A 17,997-nucleotide genomic window follows, 5' to 3' on the forward strand; every position below is an offset into this window, starting at 1 on the left:
CAGCCCAGGGCTCCCTACATTGACGCCTCGTTCAATTGACTGAGCAGGTGTGCAAATGAGTTTGATCATGTCCATGGCGGCGTTTGCGTTGGCCGCTTCCATCACGCCGGGGCCGGTGAATATCGTGGCCCTGGGTTCGGGAGCGCGCTTCGGTTTTCGCGCCAGTCAGCGGCACGTGGCCGGAGCGACGCTGGGGTTTGTGTTGCTGCTGGTGCTGATGGGATTGGGGTTGCATGAGCTGTTGCAGCTGTGGCCGGCGATGACCCAAGTGGTGCAGTGGGCCGGGGTGGCCTTCCTGTTGTACATGGCGTTAAAACTGGCCGCCGACGACGGGCAGCTGCAGGCAAAGGACTCGGGGCGCGCGCCGTCGATGCTCTACGGCGCGGTGATGCAATGGCTCAACCCGAAAGCCTGGCTGGCCTGCGTGGCCGGCATGGGCGCGTTCGTCGCCGATGGCGAGGCCCGCCTGGTGTGGCAGTTCGCGGCGGTGTACCTGGTGATTTGCTACCTGTCGGTGGGTTGCTGGGCCTACGCCGGCACGTTCTTGCGCGGCTACCTGCACAACCCGGCAGGCATGCGCTTGTTCAATCGGGGCATGGCGTTGTTATTGGCGGTGAGTGCGGTGTATTTGTTGGTGCCGTAGTCAACCACGATATTGCCCAGGCGTTGCCGCCAGATGCTGTTTGAACGCCCGTTGAAAATGCGCCTGATCGGCAAACCCTGCCTCCAGCGCCACGTCGGCGATCAGCTTGCCATTGCGCAATTGATCCTGGGCGAACTGGATGCGCCGATTGACCAGGAAGGCGTGGGGCGTCATGCCGAAGTGCTGCTTGAAGGCGCGGATCAGGTAGGACGGCGACAATTGCGCCGCCTGGCAGATGTCTTCGAGCTTGAGCATCTGCGTGCAGTGCTCGCGAATGAAGTCGGCGGCGCGCTCGAGCTTGAAGTTGGGTTCGCGCAGCGGTTGTTCGGCCGGGTTGAGGCGTAGCTGCACCTCGGTGAAAAATTCCACCGCTGCGCTGTGTTTTTGCAACACATCTTGCTGCTGATCGACTAGTACCTGATACAAGGCCTTCAAGCCATCGAACAGATGACAGTCCGCGGTATGGGTGACCGCGAACTGGCGAAACGCCAGGTCGTTGCTGAAGCCCAGCTGATGCTGCAAGTCGGTGAGCCAGGGGGTGTCGACATACAGCATCAGGTACGACCAGGGCTGATCGTCGATCGGATTGCAGGCATGCACATCACCGGGGTTCATCAGCACCACGGTGCCGGCATTGACCTCGAACTGCGATTGCTCATGGACATAGGTACTGCGCCCGGCGGTGATCGCGCCGATGGAAAAGTGCTCGTGGGCATGCCGGGTGTAGCAGACCTCACGCCCGTCGGCGATCGAGCGGGCTTCGATGAAGGGCAGGGCGTCATCGCGCCAGAAGCGCGGGGCCTTGTCGATGTCCTTGATTGTTGCGGGCTTCATGGTCAATCCTTGGCTGGTCAACCACAGTGTATTAGCTCTCGCCGTTGAAGGCTCGTTGCAGCTCGGCGATGTCGAGTTTTTTCATGTGCATCATTGCCAGCATGGCGCGCTGGGATTTTACCGCGTCAGGGTCCTTGATCATTTCCATCATCGCCACAGGGACGATCTGCCAGGACACGCCGAATTTGTCCTTGAGCCAGCCACATTGCTGTGCCTCGACAGGCCCGCCGGCGGACAGGCGTCCCCAGAAGTGGTCGACTTCTTCCTGGGTCTGGCAGTTGACCTGGAACGAGATCGCTTCGTTGAAGGTGAAGTTCGGGCCACCGTTAAGTCCCGTGAACGTCTGCCCGTCGAGTTCGAAGCTGACCGTCATCACCGAACCGACTTCCCGGCCGTGGAACTCTTTTCCGGCCTCGCCGTAGTGAGTGATGGCGGTGATTTTCGCATGGTCGAAGATCGCACAGTAGAACTTCGCGGCTTCTTCGGCCTGACCATCGAACCACAGGCAGGGTGTGAGTTTTTGCACGTGTAGCATGGCGGGTCTCCTTGGCAGGTTTTTGCATGCTGGACTATCAGCGTAGCTAGCCTGCGGCGGTATGGCCGTGCCGTAGATCGCCGAGTGTGTAAGGATTTTCTACATAATGTTGTCGAATTGACTTCGCAGAGGGTCATATCGACTCGATGTGGTTCGAGTCGTTATGACACGTTTATGCTCAGATACCTGATTTGTAAGGGCTAAATATCTGGCACGACACTTGATACATCCAACGTACAACTGAACTGCTTCGGGAGTACGGAAAATGTTCCATTTCTTCAGCAATCCTCAGAACGTCCTGCGCCTTTCCAGCCGTGTACTCGGCGTCGGCCTGGCGATGTTGCTCGCAGGCATCTACGGCGCTTACCTGTATGCCGGTCACTTGTCGATCGTGGCGCTGGTGGCGTTGCACGCCATGACCATTGTCGGACCAACCCTGCTGAAAATCGGCTACGTCATGCGCCTGCTGGCCCAGCACCGGTTGAGCAAACCACAGCCCATGGCGCTGGCCTGATGCGCAAACTGGCCGCCGCTCCCGTCTTCAGTCTCGGATTTCGCCCGTTCTTTCTGGTAGGTGCCGCATTTGCCGCACTGGCAGTGGCGATCTGGGCCCTGTGGTTGTACGGCCGATTGCCCGGCGCACAACCGCTGGGCGGCATGCTCGCCTGGCACCGGCACGAAATGCCCTTCGGGTTCGCCGTGGCCATCATCGCCGGGTTCCTGCTCACGGCGGTGCCGAACTGGACCGGTCGCCCCGGGCTCAAGGGTTGGCCGTTGATTGGACTGGTGCTGGTCTGGCTGGTCGCACGAATGGCCTGGTTGCTGCCGATTGCTCCCGAATGGTTGTTGCTTGTGCAGCTGGCTTTTTTGCCGTTGCTGGCCTGGGTGCTGGGGCGCGACCTGGTGGCCGCTGGCAAGCGCGACAACTATTCGATCCTGCTGATGATCACCTTGCTGGCCGGCTGCCAGGTCATGACCTTGTGGGGACTTTGGGTCGATGACGCGGGTGTGCAGCGCCGCGGTGTACTGGCGGCCTTGTGGCTGGTCGGCGCGCTGGTGAGCGTGATTGGCGGGCGTGTGATCCCGTTTTTCATTCAGCGCGGCTTGAATCGTGCCGCATCGCCCGCGGCCAGTCCATTACCCACCCGGATGCTGCTGGTGAGCGGTTTGCTGGCCGCGGCGACGTTTGCCGCCGGCTTGAATGACCTGCCCAGACTCTGGCTGGCGGCGTTGTTTGTATTGATCGGCAGTCTGCATCTGCTGCGCCTGTGGCGCTGGTATGACCGCGGTATCTGGAGCGTACCGCTGCTGTGGTCGCTGTATCTGTCGTATGCCTGGCTGGTGGTGGCGGTATTTGCCATGGGGCTGTGGCACGCCGGCCTGATGCTGCAACAGAGCCTGGCCACCCATTCGCTGGCGGTGGGCGGTATTGGCGGGTTGATTCTGGCAATGGTCGCCCGGGTCAGCCTGGGGCACACTGGCCGGGCGCTGCAGCCGTCGAAGGCCATCGTTGCGGGGTTTGCCCTGCTGTTGCTCGCAGGGTTGGTGCGGGTGTTGCTGGTGCCGTTTTCCGGGCTGGGGTTGGGGGTGTCGGCGTTGTTTTGGTGTGTTGCGTTTGGGTTGTTTCTGGTCGGTTACACGTCAATTTTGCTCAGGGCCAGGGTGTAGGAGCAGCGGGTCGACGTTCGATTGCTCGCGAAAAACCTGAGAACACCGCGGGGTGTCAGGCTCCCCGCGTCATCGTTGACCTCCATCGCGAGCAAGCTTGCTCCTACAGTAGATCGGGTCTGGCCGTGATAGATGTGGCGGCTGTCGGGACGCCTTTATTGGCAAAGCGGGCGGGTTTTGTGACCGGTGGTCGATACACCCCGGCTTGCCCGGCAATTTGCGCTTAGCTGTAGGGATAACCCCAAAGGCGCGCGTAGGTTCTTGATCGCCACAGCGGCGCCACCTTCAGAACACCGTGAGTCTGAGGACCTTCGCAATGCTGACCCTGAATATCAATGGCAAGGACCAGGAACTGGATGTCCCCGCGGACATGCCGTTGCTCTGGGTCTTGCGCGATGTCGCGCACCTGACCGGCACCAAGTTCGGCTGCGGCATGGCCCAGTGCGGCGCCTGCACCGTGCACATCGACGGCACGCCTTTGCGCTCTTGCATCACACCCGCCACGGCCGTGGCCCATGGGCAGAAGATCCTCACCATCGAAGGCCTGTCCACCGACGGTTCGCACCCGGTGCAACGAGCCTGGGCCGAACTCGATGTGGTGCAGTGCGGCTACTGCCAGTCCGGGCAGATTATGTCGGCGGCGGCCTTGTTGGCCAAAATCCCGCAACCGACCGACAGCGATATCGACCAGGCGCTGTCGGGCAATATCTGTCGTTGCGGCACCTATCCAAGAATCCGCGCCGCGGTCAAGCGCGCCGCGCAACTGGCTTGATGGCCATGAACAGCATCGATCCGCTGTCGCGTCGGGGCTTTCTCAAGGGCAGTGCCATGCTGGGTGGCGGGCTGGTAGTGGCGTTTGTCATCCCCGGCGCCCATCGTTTTGCCCTGGGCGCGGAAAACCAGGGCAATGTGTTCGCCCCCAATGCCTTCCTGCGCATCGGCAATGACAACAGCGTCACCGTGTTGCTCGGCCATTCGGAAATGGGCCAGGGCATCTGGACCGGGTTGACCATGCTGGTTGCCGAAGAACTGGACGCCGACTGGTCGAAAATTCGCGTCGAACATTCACCGGCTTCGGCCGCCGATTATGGCCTGGCCGGGTTCGGTGGCATGCAGATCACGGGCGGCTCGACCTCGACCTGGATGGAGTTCGACCGTTATCGCCAGGCCGGTGCGGCGGCGCGGATGCTGCTGGTCGAAGCCGCCGCCAAGCGCTTCAACGTCGCGCCCTCGGCGATTCGCACCGAGTCGGGCGTGGTGATTGTCGGCGACCAGCAGGCCACCTACGGCGAACTGGCCGATGACGCCGGCAAGCTACCGGTGCCGGACCCGGCGTCGATCAAGCTCAAGGAGGCCAAGGACTGGAAGATCATCGGCAAACCCACCAGGCGCCTGGATACACCGGAGAAAATTACCGGTCGCGCCAAATTCGGCATGGACGTGCAGTTTGACGGCCTGATGACCGCGATGGTCGCTCGTTCGCCGGTGTTCGGTGGCAGCGTCAAATCCTTTGAAGGCGCCGAGGCGCTGGCGATTCCCGGGGTGCACAAAGTAGTGCAGGTGCCGACCGGCGTGGCGGTGATAGCCGATCACTATTGGGCGGCGAAACTGGGGCGCGATGCGCTGCACGTCGAGTGGGAACCGGGGCCGAACAGTGGGCTCGACAGCGAGCAATTGCTCGAGGAATTTCGCAAGCTCGCCGCCACGCCCGGGCTGCCCGCCAGCCAGGCCGGCGATACTCAGGCCGCGCTGGCCAAAGCGACCAAGACAATCGACGTCGAGTACAGCGTGCCCTACCTGGCCCACGCGCCGATGGAGCCGCTCAACTGCACCGTGAGCATCACCCAGGATAAATGCGAGATCTGGACCGGTACGCAGTTCCAGACCCTGGACCAGATGATCGCCGGCAAGATCACCGGGCTCAAACCCGAGCAGGTGCAGATCCACACCGAGTTCCTCGGCGGCGGTTTCGGCCGGCGAGCCAACCCGACTTCGGACTTCGTCGCTGAAGCGGTGCAGGTCGCCAAGGCCGCGGGCGGGCCGGTGAAAACCGTGTGGGCGCGGGAGGACGACATCCGTGGCGGCTATTACCGCTCGGCGTTCCTGCACCAGGCACGAGTCGGCCTGGGCCCCGATGGCCTGCCGGTGGCGTGGAAGCATGTGCTGGTCGGGCAATCGATCATGGCCGGCACCTCGCTGGAAGCTGCCATGGTCAAGAACGGCATCGACAAGACGTCCGTGGAGGGCGTGGCGGACAGTCCCTATCTGCAGGGGCTGGCCAATCATCAGGTGGGCTTGCATTCGCCCAAGACCGGCATCAGCGTGCTGTGGCTGCGCTCGGTGGGGCATAGCCACACCGCCTTCGTCATGGAATCGCTGATCGACGAGCTGGCCGCCGCGGCAGGCAAGGACCCGGTGGAATACCGACGGACCTTGCTCAAGGCGCATCCGCGGCATCTTGGCGTATTGAACCTGGCGGTGGAGAAGGCCAATTGGAAAGCGCCGCTGGCGGACGGCCATGCCCTGGGCGTAGCGGTGCATGAATCATTTGGCAGCTACGTGGCACAGGTCGCCGAAGTGTCCCAGGACAACCTGGCGATCCGTGTGCATAGGGTGGTGTGTGCGGTGGACTGCGGGATTGCGGTCAATCCGCAGAGCATCGCCGCGCAAATGGAGTCGTGCATCGCCTTCGGCCTGGGCTTTACCTTGCACAGCAAACTGACGATCAAGGACGGCAGGGTGGTGCAGTCCAACTACCACGATTACCAGGTGCTGCGGCTCAACGAGATGCCGGTGGTCGAAGTGCATATCCTGGCCAGCAGCGAGAAACCCGGTGGCATCGGCGAGGCGGGTGTGCCGCCCACGGCGCCGGCAGTGGCCAACGCGGTGTACGCCCTGACCGGGCAACGCCTGCGTGAGCTGCCGCTGCAGCTGTCGGGGGTGTGAGGTGAAAAGTGAGATGAAACGACATCACTGGTTGCTCGGTTTGGTCCTGCTGATCTGCCTGTTTATCTATGCCACAGAGCTGTTCGCCGAAGATCGGGAAGCCTTGAAGGCCTTTGATACCGTACGGCAAGTATTCCAGAGCCCGCGTTGCCAGAATTGCCACATTCCCGGCGATTCGCCGTTGCAGTTCGATGCCGGCCTGCCCCATGCGATGAACGTCGTACGCGGTATGGACGGCAAGGGTGCGGCGGGTTTGCCTTGCGCCAGTTGCCACGCCGAGGCCAATCCACCGGCCAGCTACGGCGCCAATGCACCGCCAGGCGCCCCGCATTGGAGCCTGCCACCGGCGGCGCACAAAATGGCCTGGATCGGCCTGCCACCGGACCTGTTGTGCAGCATGATCAAGGACCGTGCGGGCAATGGCGACCGCGATTTTGCCGCGCTGATCAAGCATGTCAGCGAGGACAAACTGGTGCTGTGGGGCTGGAATCCAGGTGGTGATCGCGCACCGGTGCCGATCCCCCACGAGATTTTTGTCACCCAATTCAAACTCTGGGCGCATGCCGGTGGGCCGTGCCCGGTGACGGGGAGCTGACCAACGGCCCGGAAACAGGGAGTCAAACCCGGTATCAAGGACTCTAAACAACATACCCACCCATGGAGTATGTGATGCTGATCTCAGGCAAACCGCACAAACCAGGTGTACGTGCAGGGACGCCACAACAGGAGCGTGAACTGCTACGCGATCTGGCCCGTAAAGCCGAGCAGGCGTTGATCGGGGTGCAGATGGCGAGCATGGATGAGCTGACGCTGCTGCCCAATCGGCACGGTTTCATTGCCCTGGCGCAATTGGGCCTGGAGGCCTGCCAGCAACTGGGTAGGCCAGCGACGCTGCTGTTCTTCAACCTTGATGAGTTCAAACGCATCAACTACCTGTTCGGCCGCACCGAGGGCGACAACGCGCTGAAAACCTTTGCCGATGTGCTGCGCATCGGCTTTCGCGAAAGCGATGTGGTCGGGCGGCTGGAGGGGGCTACCTTCGTGGCCTTGCTCCTGGGCTCCGCTTCGGTGGACATCAGCGCAATCAGGGCGCGGCTGGAAGAAATGCTCGATGAGCGCAATGCCATGGCGCATCGCGGGTATGACATAGGCTTCAGTATCGGGCAGATCGAGTTTGACCCGGTTATTCATGGTTCTGTCGAAGAGCTGTTGGTCGAGGCTGAAAAGGCGCTGGGTCGCTAGTTCGCGAGCAGGCTCGCTCCCATAGTGTCGCAGGTGGACACAGATCCATTGTAGGAGCTGCCGAAGGCTGCGATCTTTTGATCTTGATGCCCATAAAAAACCCGCCAAAAAAGGCGGGTTTTTTAATGGCTAACCGAAGATCACTCTTCGAGGTTGCCCATGGCCGTGGTGTTGAAGCCACCGTCCACGTACATGATTTCGCCGCTGATACCGGACGCCAGGTCCGAGCACAGGAAGGCGCCGGCGTTGCCGACTTCTTCGATGGTGACGTTGCGACGCAGCGGGGTTTGCGCTTCGTTGGCGGCCAGCATCTTGCGGAAGTTCTTGATGCCGGAAGCGGCGAGGGTGCGGATCGGGCCGGCCGATACGCAGTTCACGCGGGTGCCGTCCGGGCCCAGGGAGCCGGCCAGGTAACGTACGCCAGCTTCCAGGGAAGCCTTGGCCATGCCCATTACGTTGTAGTTCGGCATGGTGCGCTCGGCGCCCAGGTACGACAGGGTCAGCAGGCTGCCGTTGCGGCCCTTCATCATTTCGCGGCCGGCCTTGGCCAGGGCCACGAAGCTGTAGGCGCTGATGTCGTGAGCGATGCGGAAACCTTCACGGGTAGTGGCTTCGGTGAAGTCGCCGTCCAGTTGGTCGCCCGGTGCGAAGCCCACGGAGTGCACGATGCAGTCCAGGCCGTCCCACTTCTTGCCCAGTGCTTCGAAGACCTTGGCGATTTCTTCATCGCTGGCCACGTCACACGGGAAGCACAGCTCAGGGCTCGAACCCCAGCCCTGTGCGAACTCTTCGACACGACCTTTCAGTTTGTCGTTCTGATAAGTGAAGGCAAGCTCAGCGCCCTCGCGATGCATGGCGGCAGCGATGCCGGATGCGATGGACAGCTTGCTGGCGACACCGACGATCAGTACGCGCTTACCGGCGAGAAAACCCATGTGTTGCTCCTCTTTTCAGGTTATTGCGCAGTGGCTGGTGCCAAAAAGGCGGCTTCCAGCAACTGCTGTGTATACGGATGTTGGGGGGCGGCAAAAATGCTTTGCGCGTCCCCCTGTTCGACCACTTGGCCATGCTTGACCACCATCAACTGGTGGCTCAGCGCTTTGACGACAGCCAGGTCATGGCTGATGAACAGATACGTCAGGTTGTACTTGCTTTGCAGTGATCGTAAAAGCTCTACCACTTGGCGCTGAACGGTGCGGTCGAGGGCCGAAGTCGGCTCGTCCAGCAGAATCAGCGCCGGTTTTAGCACCAATGCCCGGGCAATGGCGATTCTTTGCCGTTGCCCGCCGGAAAATTCGTGGGGGTAGCGGTTCCGGGTTTCCGGGTCCAGGCCTACCTCCTTCAATGCTGCAATTATCGCCGCTTCCTGTTCCTGCGCGGTGCCCATCTTGTGAATCCGCAGGCCTTCGCCAACGATGTCGCTGACGCACATCCGTGGGCTCAGGCTGCCGAAGGGGTCCTGGAACACCACCTGCATCTCCCGCCGCAATGGGCGAACCTCGCCCTGCGTCAGGCAGTCTAGCTGCTTGCCCTCAAAGCGAATGGCGCCTTTGCTGCCGATCAGCCGCAAAATCGCCAGGCCCAATGTGGATTTGCCGGAACCGCTTTCTCCCACAATCCCCAGGGTCTGGCCCTGGGGCAGGCTGAAATTGATGCCGTCTACCGCCTTGACGTAGTCTACGGTCTTTTTCAGCAGGCCTTTCTTGATCGGGAACCAGACCTTCAGGTCCTCGACCGCAAGCAAAGGCGGGCCGACAACGTTGGTCGCAGGCTTGCCGCTGGGCTCCGCTGCCAGCAGTTCCCGAGTGTACGGGTGCTGCGGCGCGCGGAACAATTCTTCGCACGATGCCTGTTCGACGATGCAACCGCGCTGCATGACACATACGCGATGCGCAATTCTTTTAACCAGGTTCAAATCGTGGCTGATCAGCAGCAAGGCCATGCCCAGGCGGGCCTGCAATTGCTTGAGCAATTCGAGGATTTTCAGCTGGACGGTCACGTCCAGCGCGGTGGTCGGCTCGTCGGCAATCAGCAGTTCCGGTTCGTTGGCCAGGGCCATGGCGATCATCACCCGCTGGCGCTGGCCGCCGGACAGTTCGTGGGGCAGGGCCTTGAGACGCTTCTCAGGTTCCGCAATGCCGACCATTTCCAGCAGTTCCAGGGTGCGCTTGGTCGCGACCTTGCCGACCAGGCCCTTGTGAATGCCCAGCACCTCGTTGATCTGCTTCTCGATCGAGTGCAGCGGGTTGAGCGAGGTCATCGGCTCCTGGAAGATCATCGCGATCCGGTTGCCGCGGATGTGGCGGATGGTTTTCTCTTTCAACTCCAGCAGGTTCTGCCCGGAATACTCGATGGTCCCGGACGGATGGCGGGCGAGCGGGTAGGGCAGCAGGCGCAGGATCGAATGCGCCGTCACTGATTTTCCGGAACCGCTTTCACCCACCAGCGCCAGGGTTTCGCCACGCTTGATGTCGAAGCTCACACCTTCGACCACCCGCTGACAGCGCGCGCCAACGACAAATTCGACGGCCAGGTCGCGCACTTCGATCAGATTGTCCTGATTCATTTCACTTCCTCGGGTCGAAGGCATCGCGAGCGGACTCGCCGATGAACACCAGCAGACTCAACATCAACGCCAGCACGGCAAACGCGCTCATGCCCAGCCACGGCGCCTGCAGGTTGGATTTGCCCTGGGCCACCAGTTCGCCCAGTGACGGGCTGCCGGCCGGCAAGCCGAAGCCGAGGAAGTCCAGGGCGGTCAGGGTGCCGATGGCGCCGGTCAGGATGAACGGCATGAAGGTCATGGTCGAGACCATGGCATTGGGCAGGATGTGGCGGAACATGATCGCGCCATTCTGCATGCCCAGCGCCCGCGCCGCACGCACGTATTCAAGGTTGCGCCCGCGCAGGAACTCGGCGCGTACCACGTCCACCAGGCTCATCCAGGAAAACAGCAGCATGATCCCCAGCAGCCACCAGAAGTTCGGCTGGACGAAGCTGGCGAGGATGATCAGCAGGTACAGCACCGGCAAGCCGGACCAGATCTCCAGGAATCGCTGCCCCGCCAGGTCCACCCAGCCGCCGTAGAAACCCTGCAGCGCCCCGGCAATCACACCGATCAGCGAGCTGAGCAAGGTCAGCGTCAGGGCGAACAACACGGAAATCCGAAAGCCGTAGATCACCCGGGCCAGCACATCGCGGCCCTGGTCATCGGTGCCCAGCAGGTTATCGGTCGAGGGTGGCGCGGGGGCCGGCACTTTCAGGTCGTAGTTGATGCTTTGGTAGCTGTAGGGAATGGGCGCCCACAGCACCCAGGCGTCCTTGGCCTTGAGCAGTTCGCGGATGTACGGGCTCTTGTAGTTGGCTTCCAGCGGGAACTCGCCGCCGAAGGTGGTTTCCGGGTAGCGCTTGAGCGCCGGGAAGTACCAGCCGTTGTCGTAGTGCACCGCCAGCGGTTTGTCGTTGGCAATCAACTCGGCGCCGAGGCTGGCGCCGAACAGGATCAGGAACAGCCACAACGACCACCAGCCACGCTTGTTGGCCTTGAACAGTTCGAAGCGCCGGCGATTGAGAGGGGACAGGTTCATCTCAATGCTCCCGGCTTTCGAAGTCGATGCGCGGATCGACAAAGGTGTAGGTGAGGTCGCCGATCAGCTTCACCACCAGCCCCAGCAGGGTGAAGATGAACAGGGTGCCAAAGACCACCGGGTAATCGCGGTTGATCGCCGCTTCGAAACTCATCAGGCCGAGGCCGTCGAGGGAGAAGATCACTTCCACCAGCAAGGAGCCTGTGAAGAAGATGCCGATGAACGCCGAGGGGAAACCGGCGATCACCAGGAGCATGGCGTTACGGAAGACGTGACCGTAAAGCACGCGGTGATTGGTCAGGCCCTTGGCCTTGGCGGTGACCACGTACTGCTTGTTGATTTCATCGAGGAAGCTGTTCTTGGTCAGCAGGGTCATGGTCGCGAAGTTGCCGATCACCAGGGCGGTCACGGGAAGCGCCAGGTGCCAGAAGTAGTCGAGGATCTTGCCGCCCATGCTCAACTCGTCGAAATTGTTCGAGGTCAGCCCGCGCAACGGGAACCAGTCCAGGTAACTGCCGCCGGCAAACACCACGATCAGCAGGATGGCGAACAGGAACGCCGGGATCGCGTAGCCGACGATGATCGCCGAGCTGGTCCAGACGTCGAAGTGACTGCCGTGCCGCGTAGCCTTGGCGATCCCCAGCGGGATCGACACCAGGTACATGATCAGGGTGCTCCACAGCCCGAGCGAGATCGACACCGGCATCTTTTCCTTGATCAGGTCGATGACCTTGGCGTCGCGGAAGAAGCTGTCGCCGAAATCCAGGGACGCATAGTTCTTGACCATGATCCACAGGCGTTCCGGCGCCGACTTGTCGAAGCCGTACATGTGCTCGATTTCCTTGATCAGCGCCGGGTCCAGGCCTTGTGCGCCACGATAGGCGGAGCCGGCCACCGACACCTCGGCACCGCCGCCGGCGATGCGGCTGGTGGCGCCTTCGAAGCCTTCGAGCTTGGCGATCATCTGTTCCACCGGGCCGCCGGGGGCAGCCTGGATGATCACGAAGTTGATCAGCAGAATGCCGAACAGTGTCGGGATGATCAGCAGCAGTCGCCGAAAAATATACGCCAGCATCTGATTACTCCGTGCCCGCAGGGTCGGCTTGCAATTTGGTTTCGATCTCTATGGCCGGTTTTGCATCGGGCTTGATCCACCAGGTGTTGATGCCGATGTCATATTTAGGCGAGACCTTCGGGTGGCCGATGTGGTTCCAGTAGGCCACGCGCCAGGTCTTGATGTGCCAGTTGGGTATCACGTAATAGCCCCATTGCAGCACGCGGTCCAGTGCGCGGGCGTGGGCCACCAGGCTGCGGCGTGAGTCGGCGTTGATCAACTGCTCGACCAACTGGTCCACCACCGGATCCTTGAGGCCCATGGAGTTGCGGCTGCCGGGCTTGTCGGCGGCCGCGGTCATCCAGAATTCGCGCTGTTCGTTGCCCGGCGAGTTGGACTGCGGGAAGCTGCCGACGATCATGTCGAAGTCCCGCGAGCGCACGCGGTTGACGTACTGCGAAACGTCGACCCGGCGGATCACCAGCTCGATACCCAGGTCGCTCAGGTTACGCTTGAACGGTAGCAGCACCCGTTCGAATTCGGTCTGGGCCAGGAGGAATTCGATGCTCACTGGTTTGCCGTTGGCGTCGACCATCTTGTCGTCGACGATGCGCCAGCCGGCCTCTTGCAGCAGCTGGTAGGCCTTGCGTTGCTGGGTGCGGATCATGCCACTGGCGTCGGTCACCGGGTTCGCGAACGCCTCGCTGAACACCTGCTCGCTAATCTTGCCGCGGAATGGGTCGAGGATCGCCAGTTGATCGGCGTCCGGCAGGCCGGTGGCGGCCATTTCCGAGTTTTCGAAATAGCTGCGGGTGCGCGCGTAGGCGCTATTGAACAGCTGCTTGTTGGTCCATTCGAAGTCCAGCAGCAGGGTCAGGGCCTGGCGCACCCGCACATCCTGGAACACAGGGCGGCGCAGATTGAAGACGAAACCCTGCATGCCGGTGGGGTTGCCGTTGGGGATCTGCTCCTTGATCAGCCGGCCTTCGGTGACCGCCGGGATGTTGTAGGCGTTGGCCCAGTTCTTCGCGGTCATCTCCAGCCAGTAATCGAACTGCCCGGCCTTCAGGGCTTCCAGCGCCACGGTGTTGTCGCGGTAGTAATCGGTGGTCATCACGTCGAAGTTGTAGAAGCCTCGGTTGATCGGCAAATCCTTGCCCCAGTAGTCCTTGACCCGCTCATAGCGCACCGAGCGCCCGGCCTTCACTTCGGTGACCTTGTACGGGCCGCTGCCCAGCGGAACCTCCAGGTTGCCCTTGTTGAAGTCGCGACTGGCCCACCAATGCTTGGGCAGCACCGGTAACTGGCCGAGGATCAACGGCAGTTCGCGGTTGTTGCTGTGCTTGAACTTGAACAGCACCGTGAGCGGATCTTCGGCGACCACGTCGGCGACGTCGCTGTAGTAGCCGCGGTACATCGGCGCGCCGTCCTTGACCAGGGTCTGGAAGCTGAACACCACGTCATCGGCGCGCACCGGATGGCCGTCATGGAAACGCGCTTCGGGCCGCAGGTAGAAACGCACCCAGTCATTGTTCGGGGCTTTTTCGATCTTGCCAGCGATCAGGCCGTATTCAGTAAACGGTTCATCCAGGCTCTGCCGGGCCAGGGTGTCGTAGATCAGGTCGATGTCGTTCGCCGACACGCCCTTGCTGATGAACGGGTTGAGGCTGTCGAAGCCACCAAACCCGGCCTGGCGGAATTTTCCGCCCTTGGGCGCGTCCGGGTCGACGTAATCGAAGTGCTTGAAGTCGGCCGGGTATTTCGGCGGTTCGTTGTACAGGGTCAGGGCATGTTGCGGGGCGGCACAGGCCCAACCTGCAAACAACAAGGCGAGCAGGGCAATTGCGGGTTTCATCGATCTTTCTCCGAAGATTTCAGCCACCACGCGCTCAGGCCCAGGGTGTAGGGCGGCGTCGTGACGAAGGCCAACCGGTTGCGGTAGGCCAGGCGGTGATAATTGAGGTACCAGTTGGGAATGATGTAGTGCTGCCACAGCAATACCCGGTCGAGGGCTTTGCCGGCGGCGACCTGCTCGTCACGGCTCTTGGCCGCGAGCAGTTGATCGAGCAGATGATCGACAACCGGGTTGGCGATCCCCGCGTAGTTCTTGCTGCCCTTGACCCCGGCCTGGCTGGAATGAAAGTACTGCCATTGCTCGAGGCCCGGGCTGAGGGTCTGGTTGAGGGTCATCAGGATCATGTCGAAATCGAACTGATCGAGGCGCTGCTTGTATTGCGCACGATCGACCGTGCGCAGCCTGGCGTCGATGCCGATGCTGGTGAGGTTCTCGACGTAGGGCTGGAGAATGCGTTCCAGGTTCGGGTTGACCAGCAAGATCTCCAGGCGCAGCGGTTGCCCGGCCGCGTTCTGCAAGCGCTGGCCATTGAGCTTCCAGCCGGCCTCGGCCAGCAGGGCCAGGGCCTTGCGCAGGGTTTCCCGGGGGATGCCCTGGCCCTGGGTCTGCGGCAGGCGCAAAGGCTCGGTAAACAGCCTGGCGGGCAATTGCTCGCGATAGGGCTTGAGCAACAGCCATTCATGGCCGACCGGCAGCCCGCTGGCGGAAAACTCGCTGTTGGGGTAGTAACTCATGGCGCGTTGGTAGGCGCCGCTGAACAGGGTGCGGTTGGTCCACTCGAAGTCGAACATCAGGCCCAGTGCTTCACGCACCTTGGCCTCGGCGAATGTCGGACGGCGGCTGTTCATGAACAGGCCTTGGGTCTGGGTCGGGATCTGGTGCGGGATCTGCGCCTTGATCACGTCGCCACGGCGGATCGCCGGAAAGCCATAGCCGGTGGCCCAGTTCTTCGCCTGGTGCTCGATATAGATGTCGAACTCGCCGGCCTTGAACGCTTCGAACGCGACGTCGCTGTCACGGTAGAACTCGACTTCCATGCGATCGAAATTGTACTTGCCGCGGTTGACCGGCAGGTCCTTGCCCCAGTAGTCCTTGACCCGCTCGAACACGATCTGGCGCCCCGGGTTGACCTCGGTGATGCGATACGGCCCGCTGCCCAGCGGCGGTTCGAAGGTGGTCGCCTTGAAGTCGCGACCTTTCCAGTAGTGCTGCGGCAACACCGGCAACTCCCCCAGGCGCAGGATCAGCAGGGGATTGCCGGCACGCTTGAAGACGAACCGAATGCGCTGCGGATTGAGGACGTCGACCCGTAACACTTCCTGAAGATTGGTGCGGTACTGCGGATGACCTTCCTTGAGCAGCAGGCGGTAGGAAAATGCCACGTCGTAGGCGGTGATCGGCGTGCCGTCGTGGAAGCGTGCTTCGGGGCGCAGGTTGAAGACCACCCAGCTGCGGTCCTCGCTGTATTGCACCGACTGGGCGATCAGGCCGTAGCTGGAAGTCGGCTCGTCCCCGGACGGCGCGTATTGGCCGGTGCCGACCATCAGCGGCTCGTTCAGCTCGTTGATGCCGTACTGCAGGAAATTCGCCGTGGTCACCGGGCTGGTGCCCTTGAACGTGTAGGGGTTGAGCGTATCGAAGGTGCCAAATGCCATGACCCGCAAGGTACCGCCCTTGGGCGCTTGCGGGTTGACCCAGTCGAAGTGGGTAAATCTGGCCGGGTACTTGAGCGTGCCGAACTGCGCATAACCATGGCTTTCGCTGATCGTCGCGCTTGCGGTGGAGCTCAAGGCCAGGCTGATCAGGAGCAGGAGGAGGGGACGCTTCAAATAAGGAATCCGATCCGGGCGGCTTGGGCATTGTGGATCGTACAGTAACAGCTTGTATGGACAGGAAAAAGACGGCGGTTTGATGGGGGTGCGGTTGTGCAACGGCGGTGCGGCGAATTGACTGGTCGGGCCATCTCTCACGGCTGCACCCGATCCCTGTAGGAGCTGGCTTGCCAGCGATGATCGTCAACGATTACGCGTATTTACAGGTTAATCGCGGCGCTCTGATGTTTTCGCTGGCAAGCCAGCTCCTACAGCGGGCAGGTGAAACATGCGGATAAAAAAAGCCCCTGAATTCAGGGGCTCATTTTCAATGCGGGTTGGAAACCGTCAGCATCTGCCCTGGCTTCAACGCCTGGCCGACCCGTGGATTCCAGCGCTTGAGGTGCTGCATTTCAACGTTGAAGCGCTTGGCCACCATGTACAGCGAGTCGCCTTGCTGAACCTTGTATTGCGACTGTGGCTTCTGGGTCTTGGACTTGGCCGCAACCACGGTGTTGATGCGCCCCGAGTTGCGTTTGCCGGTGTCTTGCATGACCAGCGTCTGGCCCGGCTTGAGATTCTTGCCGCTCAGCTTGTTCCAGCGTTGCAGGTCCTTGACGTCGACATTGTTGGCCTTGGCAATGGAGCCCAGGTTGTCTCCGCGCTTGACCCGATAACTACGCTTGGCGCTCGCCAGTTGCGTATCGTCCGAGCCTTCGAAAACCGGCTTGAGCTGCTTCTTGCTGATCAACTCTTCCGGGCGCATGGTCTGCAGGCTGGTGGTCAGCAGCTGTGCCTTGGAAGTCGGGACCAGCAAGTGCTGCGGACCGTCGATGGTGGTTCGCTGTTTGAAGGCTGGGTTGAGCTGGAACAGCTCGTCTTCGTCGATGTTGGCCACCGCGGCGACCTTGGACAGGTCCATGCGCTGGTTGATTTCGACGACCTGGAAATACGGTTCGTTGGCGATCGGGCTGAGGTTCACGCCGTAGGCGTCCGGGGCCATGACCACCTGCGAGAGTGCCAGCAACTTCGGCACATAGGCCTGGGTCTCGGCGGGTAGCGGCAGGTTCCAGTAGTCGGTCGGCAGACCGAGTCTCTCGTTGCGTTCGATGGCGCGGCTGACCGTGCCTTCACCGGCGTTGTAGGCGGCCAGGGCCAGCAGCCAGTCGCCGTTGAACATGTCGTGCAGGCGGGTCAGGTAGTCCATGGCCGCCGTGGTCGAGGCGGTGATGTCGCGACGGCCATCATAGAAACGGGTCTGGCGCAGGTTGAAGTAACGCCCGGTGGAGGGAATGAACTGCCATAGGCCCACCGCATTGGCCCGGGAATAGGCCATCGGGTTGTAGGCGCTTTCGATCACTGGCAGCAGCGCCAGTTCCAGCGGCATGTTGCGCTCTTCAAGGCGTTCGACGATGTAGTGGATGTACAGGCTGCCGCGGTCGCCGGCGTTTTCGAGGAACGATGGATTACTGGCGAACCACAGCCGCTGTTGCTCGATGCGCGGGTTGACGCCCAGTCCGTCCTGCAGCTGGAAGCCCTGGCGCATGCGCTCCCAGACATCCTGCGGGATCTGCGGGGTCGGCTTTTCAGTGAGGAAGACGGGCTTCTGCTTGGCGCGCGCGGCAATGTTCGGCGTGTGCGCCGCATCGGTCTGCGGCGCATGGCTTGAACAGCCTGCCAATGTCGCGGACACAGCCACCGCTATGGCTTGCGCCAGACGGGTGAGGGCGTCCGAATTGATGGCTTTGCGTATAGATGACGACATTGGCTGGAAGTAAGTTCCGGGCAAAAATGTCGGGCGATTCTAGAAAGCGCACCCTCT

Annotated in this window: 16 protein-coding genes; 7 read left to right on the forward strand and 9 right to left on the reverse strand. The window is 61.6% G+C overall.

All coding sequences use genetic code 11. The features are described 5' to 3' along the window. Positions 1-55: 55 nt before the first annotated feature. Entirely contained in the window at positions 56-643 is a 588-nt protein-coding gene (locus ACYP2Q_RS01040) for a LysE family translocator (protein WP_459728698.1), read from the forward strand. Here the strand turns inward: ACYP2Q_RS01040 and ACYP2Q_RS01045 are convergent, their stop codons facing one another. Next, entirely contained in the window at positions 644-1,477 is an 834-nt protein-coding gene (locus tag ACYP2Q_RS01045) for an AraC family transcriptional regulator (protein ID WP_459728699.1), read from the reverse strand. A gap of 31 nt (positions 1,478-1,508) precedes the next feature. Continuing rightward, positions 1,509-2,012, reverse strand: a complete 504-nt coding sequence (locus ACYP2Q_RS01050) for a VOC family protein (protein ID WP_459728700.1) — start codon at positions 2,010-2,012, stop codon at positions 1,509-1,511. A 265-nt stretch (positions 2,013-2,277) separates the two neighbouring features. Here ACYP2Q_RS01050 and ACYP2Q_RS01055 point away from each other — a divergent pair, with 265 nt between their 5' ends. From ACYP2Q_RS01055 to ACYP2Q_RS01080, 6 genes are all read left to right on the forward strand, one after another. Continuing rightward, on the forward strand, positions 2,278-2,526 hold the full coding sequence (locus ACYP2Q_RS01055; protein ID WP_459728701.1) for a transmembrane sensor/regulator PpyR: 249 nt from the start codon (positions 2,278-2,280) through the stop codon (positions 2,524-2,526). Next, entirely contained in the window at positions 2,526-3,680 is a 1,155-nt protein-coding gene (locus tag ACYP2Q_RS01060; RefSeq protein WP_459728702.1) for an NnrS family protein, read from the forward strand. The genes ACYP2Q_RS01055 and ACYP2Q_RS01060 overlap by 1 nt, the downstream gene beginning before the upstream one ends. Before the next feature lie 316 nt (positions 3,681-3,996). Next, entirely contained in the window at positions 3,997-4,452 is a 456-nt protein-coding gene (locus ACYP2Q_RS01065; RefSeq protein WP_459728704.1) for a (2Fe-2S)-binding protein, read from the forward strand. A gap of 5 nt (positions 4,453-4,457) precedes the next feature. Beyond that, a complete protein-coding gene (locus ACYP2Q_RS01070; protein ID WP_459728705.1) occupies positions 4,458-6,626 on the forward strand; it encodes a xanthine dehydrogenase family protein molybdopterin-binding subunit in 2,169 nt (722 codons plus the stop codon). 13 nt (positions 6,627-6,639) lie between these two features. Beyond that, positions 6,640-7,221: a hypothetical protein gene (locus tag ACYP2Q_RS01075; protein WP_459728706.1), complete on the forward strand. Its 582-nt coding sequence runs from the start codon at positions 6,640-6,642 to the stop codon at positions 7,219-7,221. Between the two features lie 74 nt (positions 7,222-7,295). After that, complete coding sequence (locus ACYP2Q_RS01080) at positions 7,296-7,868, forward strand: GGDEF domain-containing protein (RefSeq protein WP_459728707.1); 573 nt, start codon at positions 7,296-7,298, stop codon at positions 7,866-7,868. A 140-nt stretch (positions 7,869-8,008) separates the two neighbouring features. Here ACYP2Q_RS01080 and fabI read toward each other — a convergent pair whose 3' ends face one another. The 7 genes from fabI to ACYP2Q_RS01115 all read right to left on the reverse strand — a co-directional run bounded on the left by fabI (position 8,009) and on the right by ACYP2Q_RS01115 (position 17,940). After that, positions 8,009-8,803 (reverse strand): enoyl-ACP reductase FabI, encoded by a 795-nt coding sequence (gene fabI, locus ACYP2Q_RS01085; protein ID WP_207283146.1) that lies wholly within the window; start codon positions 8,801-8,803, stop codon positions 8,009-8,011. 20 nt (positions 8,804-8,823) lie between these two features. Then, positions 8,824-10,434: an ABC transporter ATP-binding protein gene (locus tag ACYP2Q_RS01090; protein WP_459728708.1), complete on the reverse strand. Its 1,611-nt coding sequence runs from the start codon at positions 10,432-10,434 to the stop codon at positions 8,824-8,826. A gap of 1 nt (position 10,435) precedes the next feature. After that, positions 10,436-11,455 (reverse strand): ABC transporter permease, encoded by a 1,020-nt coding sequence (locus tag ACYP2Q_RS01095; RefSeq protein WP_459728709.1) that lies wholly within the window; start codon positions 11,453-11,455, stop codon positions 10,436-10,438. 1 nt (position 11,456) lies between these two features. Next, a complete protein-coding gene (locus tag ACYP2Q_RS01100) occupies positions 11,457-12,530 on the reverse strand; it encodes a microcin C ABC transporter permease YejB (protein ID WP_034146535.1) in 1,074 nt (357 codons plus the stop codon). A gap of 4 nt (positions 12,531-12,534) precedes the next feature. Then, positions 12,535-14,364, reverse strand: coding sequence for an extracellular solute-binding protein (locus ACYP2Q_RS01105; protein ID WP_459728710.1), 1,830 nt, complete (start codon positions 14,362-14,364; stop codon positions 12,535-12,537). Next, positions 14,361-16,175, reverse strand: coding sequence for an extracellular solute-binding protein (locus ACYP2Q_RS01110; RefSeq protein WP_459729460.1), 1,815 nt, complete (start codon positions 16,173-16,175; stop codon positions 14,361-14,363). The genes ACYP2Q_RS01105 and ACYP2Q_RS01110 overlap by 4 nt, the downstream gene beginning before the upstream one ends. Positions 16,176-16,503: 328 nt before the next feature. Next, positions 16,504-17,940, reverse strand: coding sequence for a transglycosylase SLT domain-containing protein (locus ACYP2Q_RS01115; protein ID WP_459728712.1), 1,437 nt, complete (start codon positions 17,938-17,940; stop codon positions 16,504-16,506). Positions 17,941-17,997 lie beyond the last annotated feature (57 nt).

It is taken from the genome of Pseudomonas sp. MHK4 (assembly GCF_054600775.1).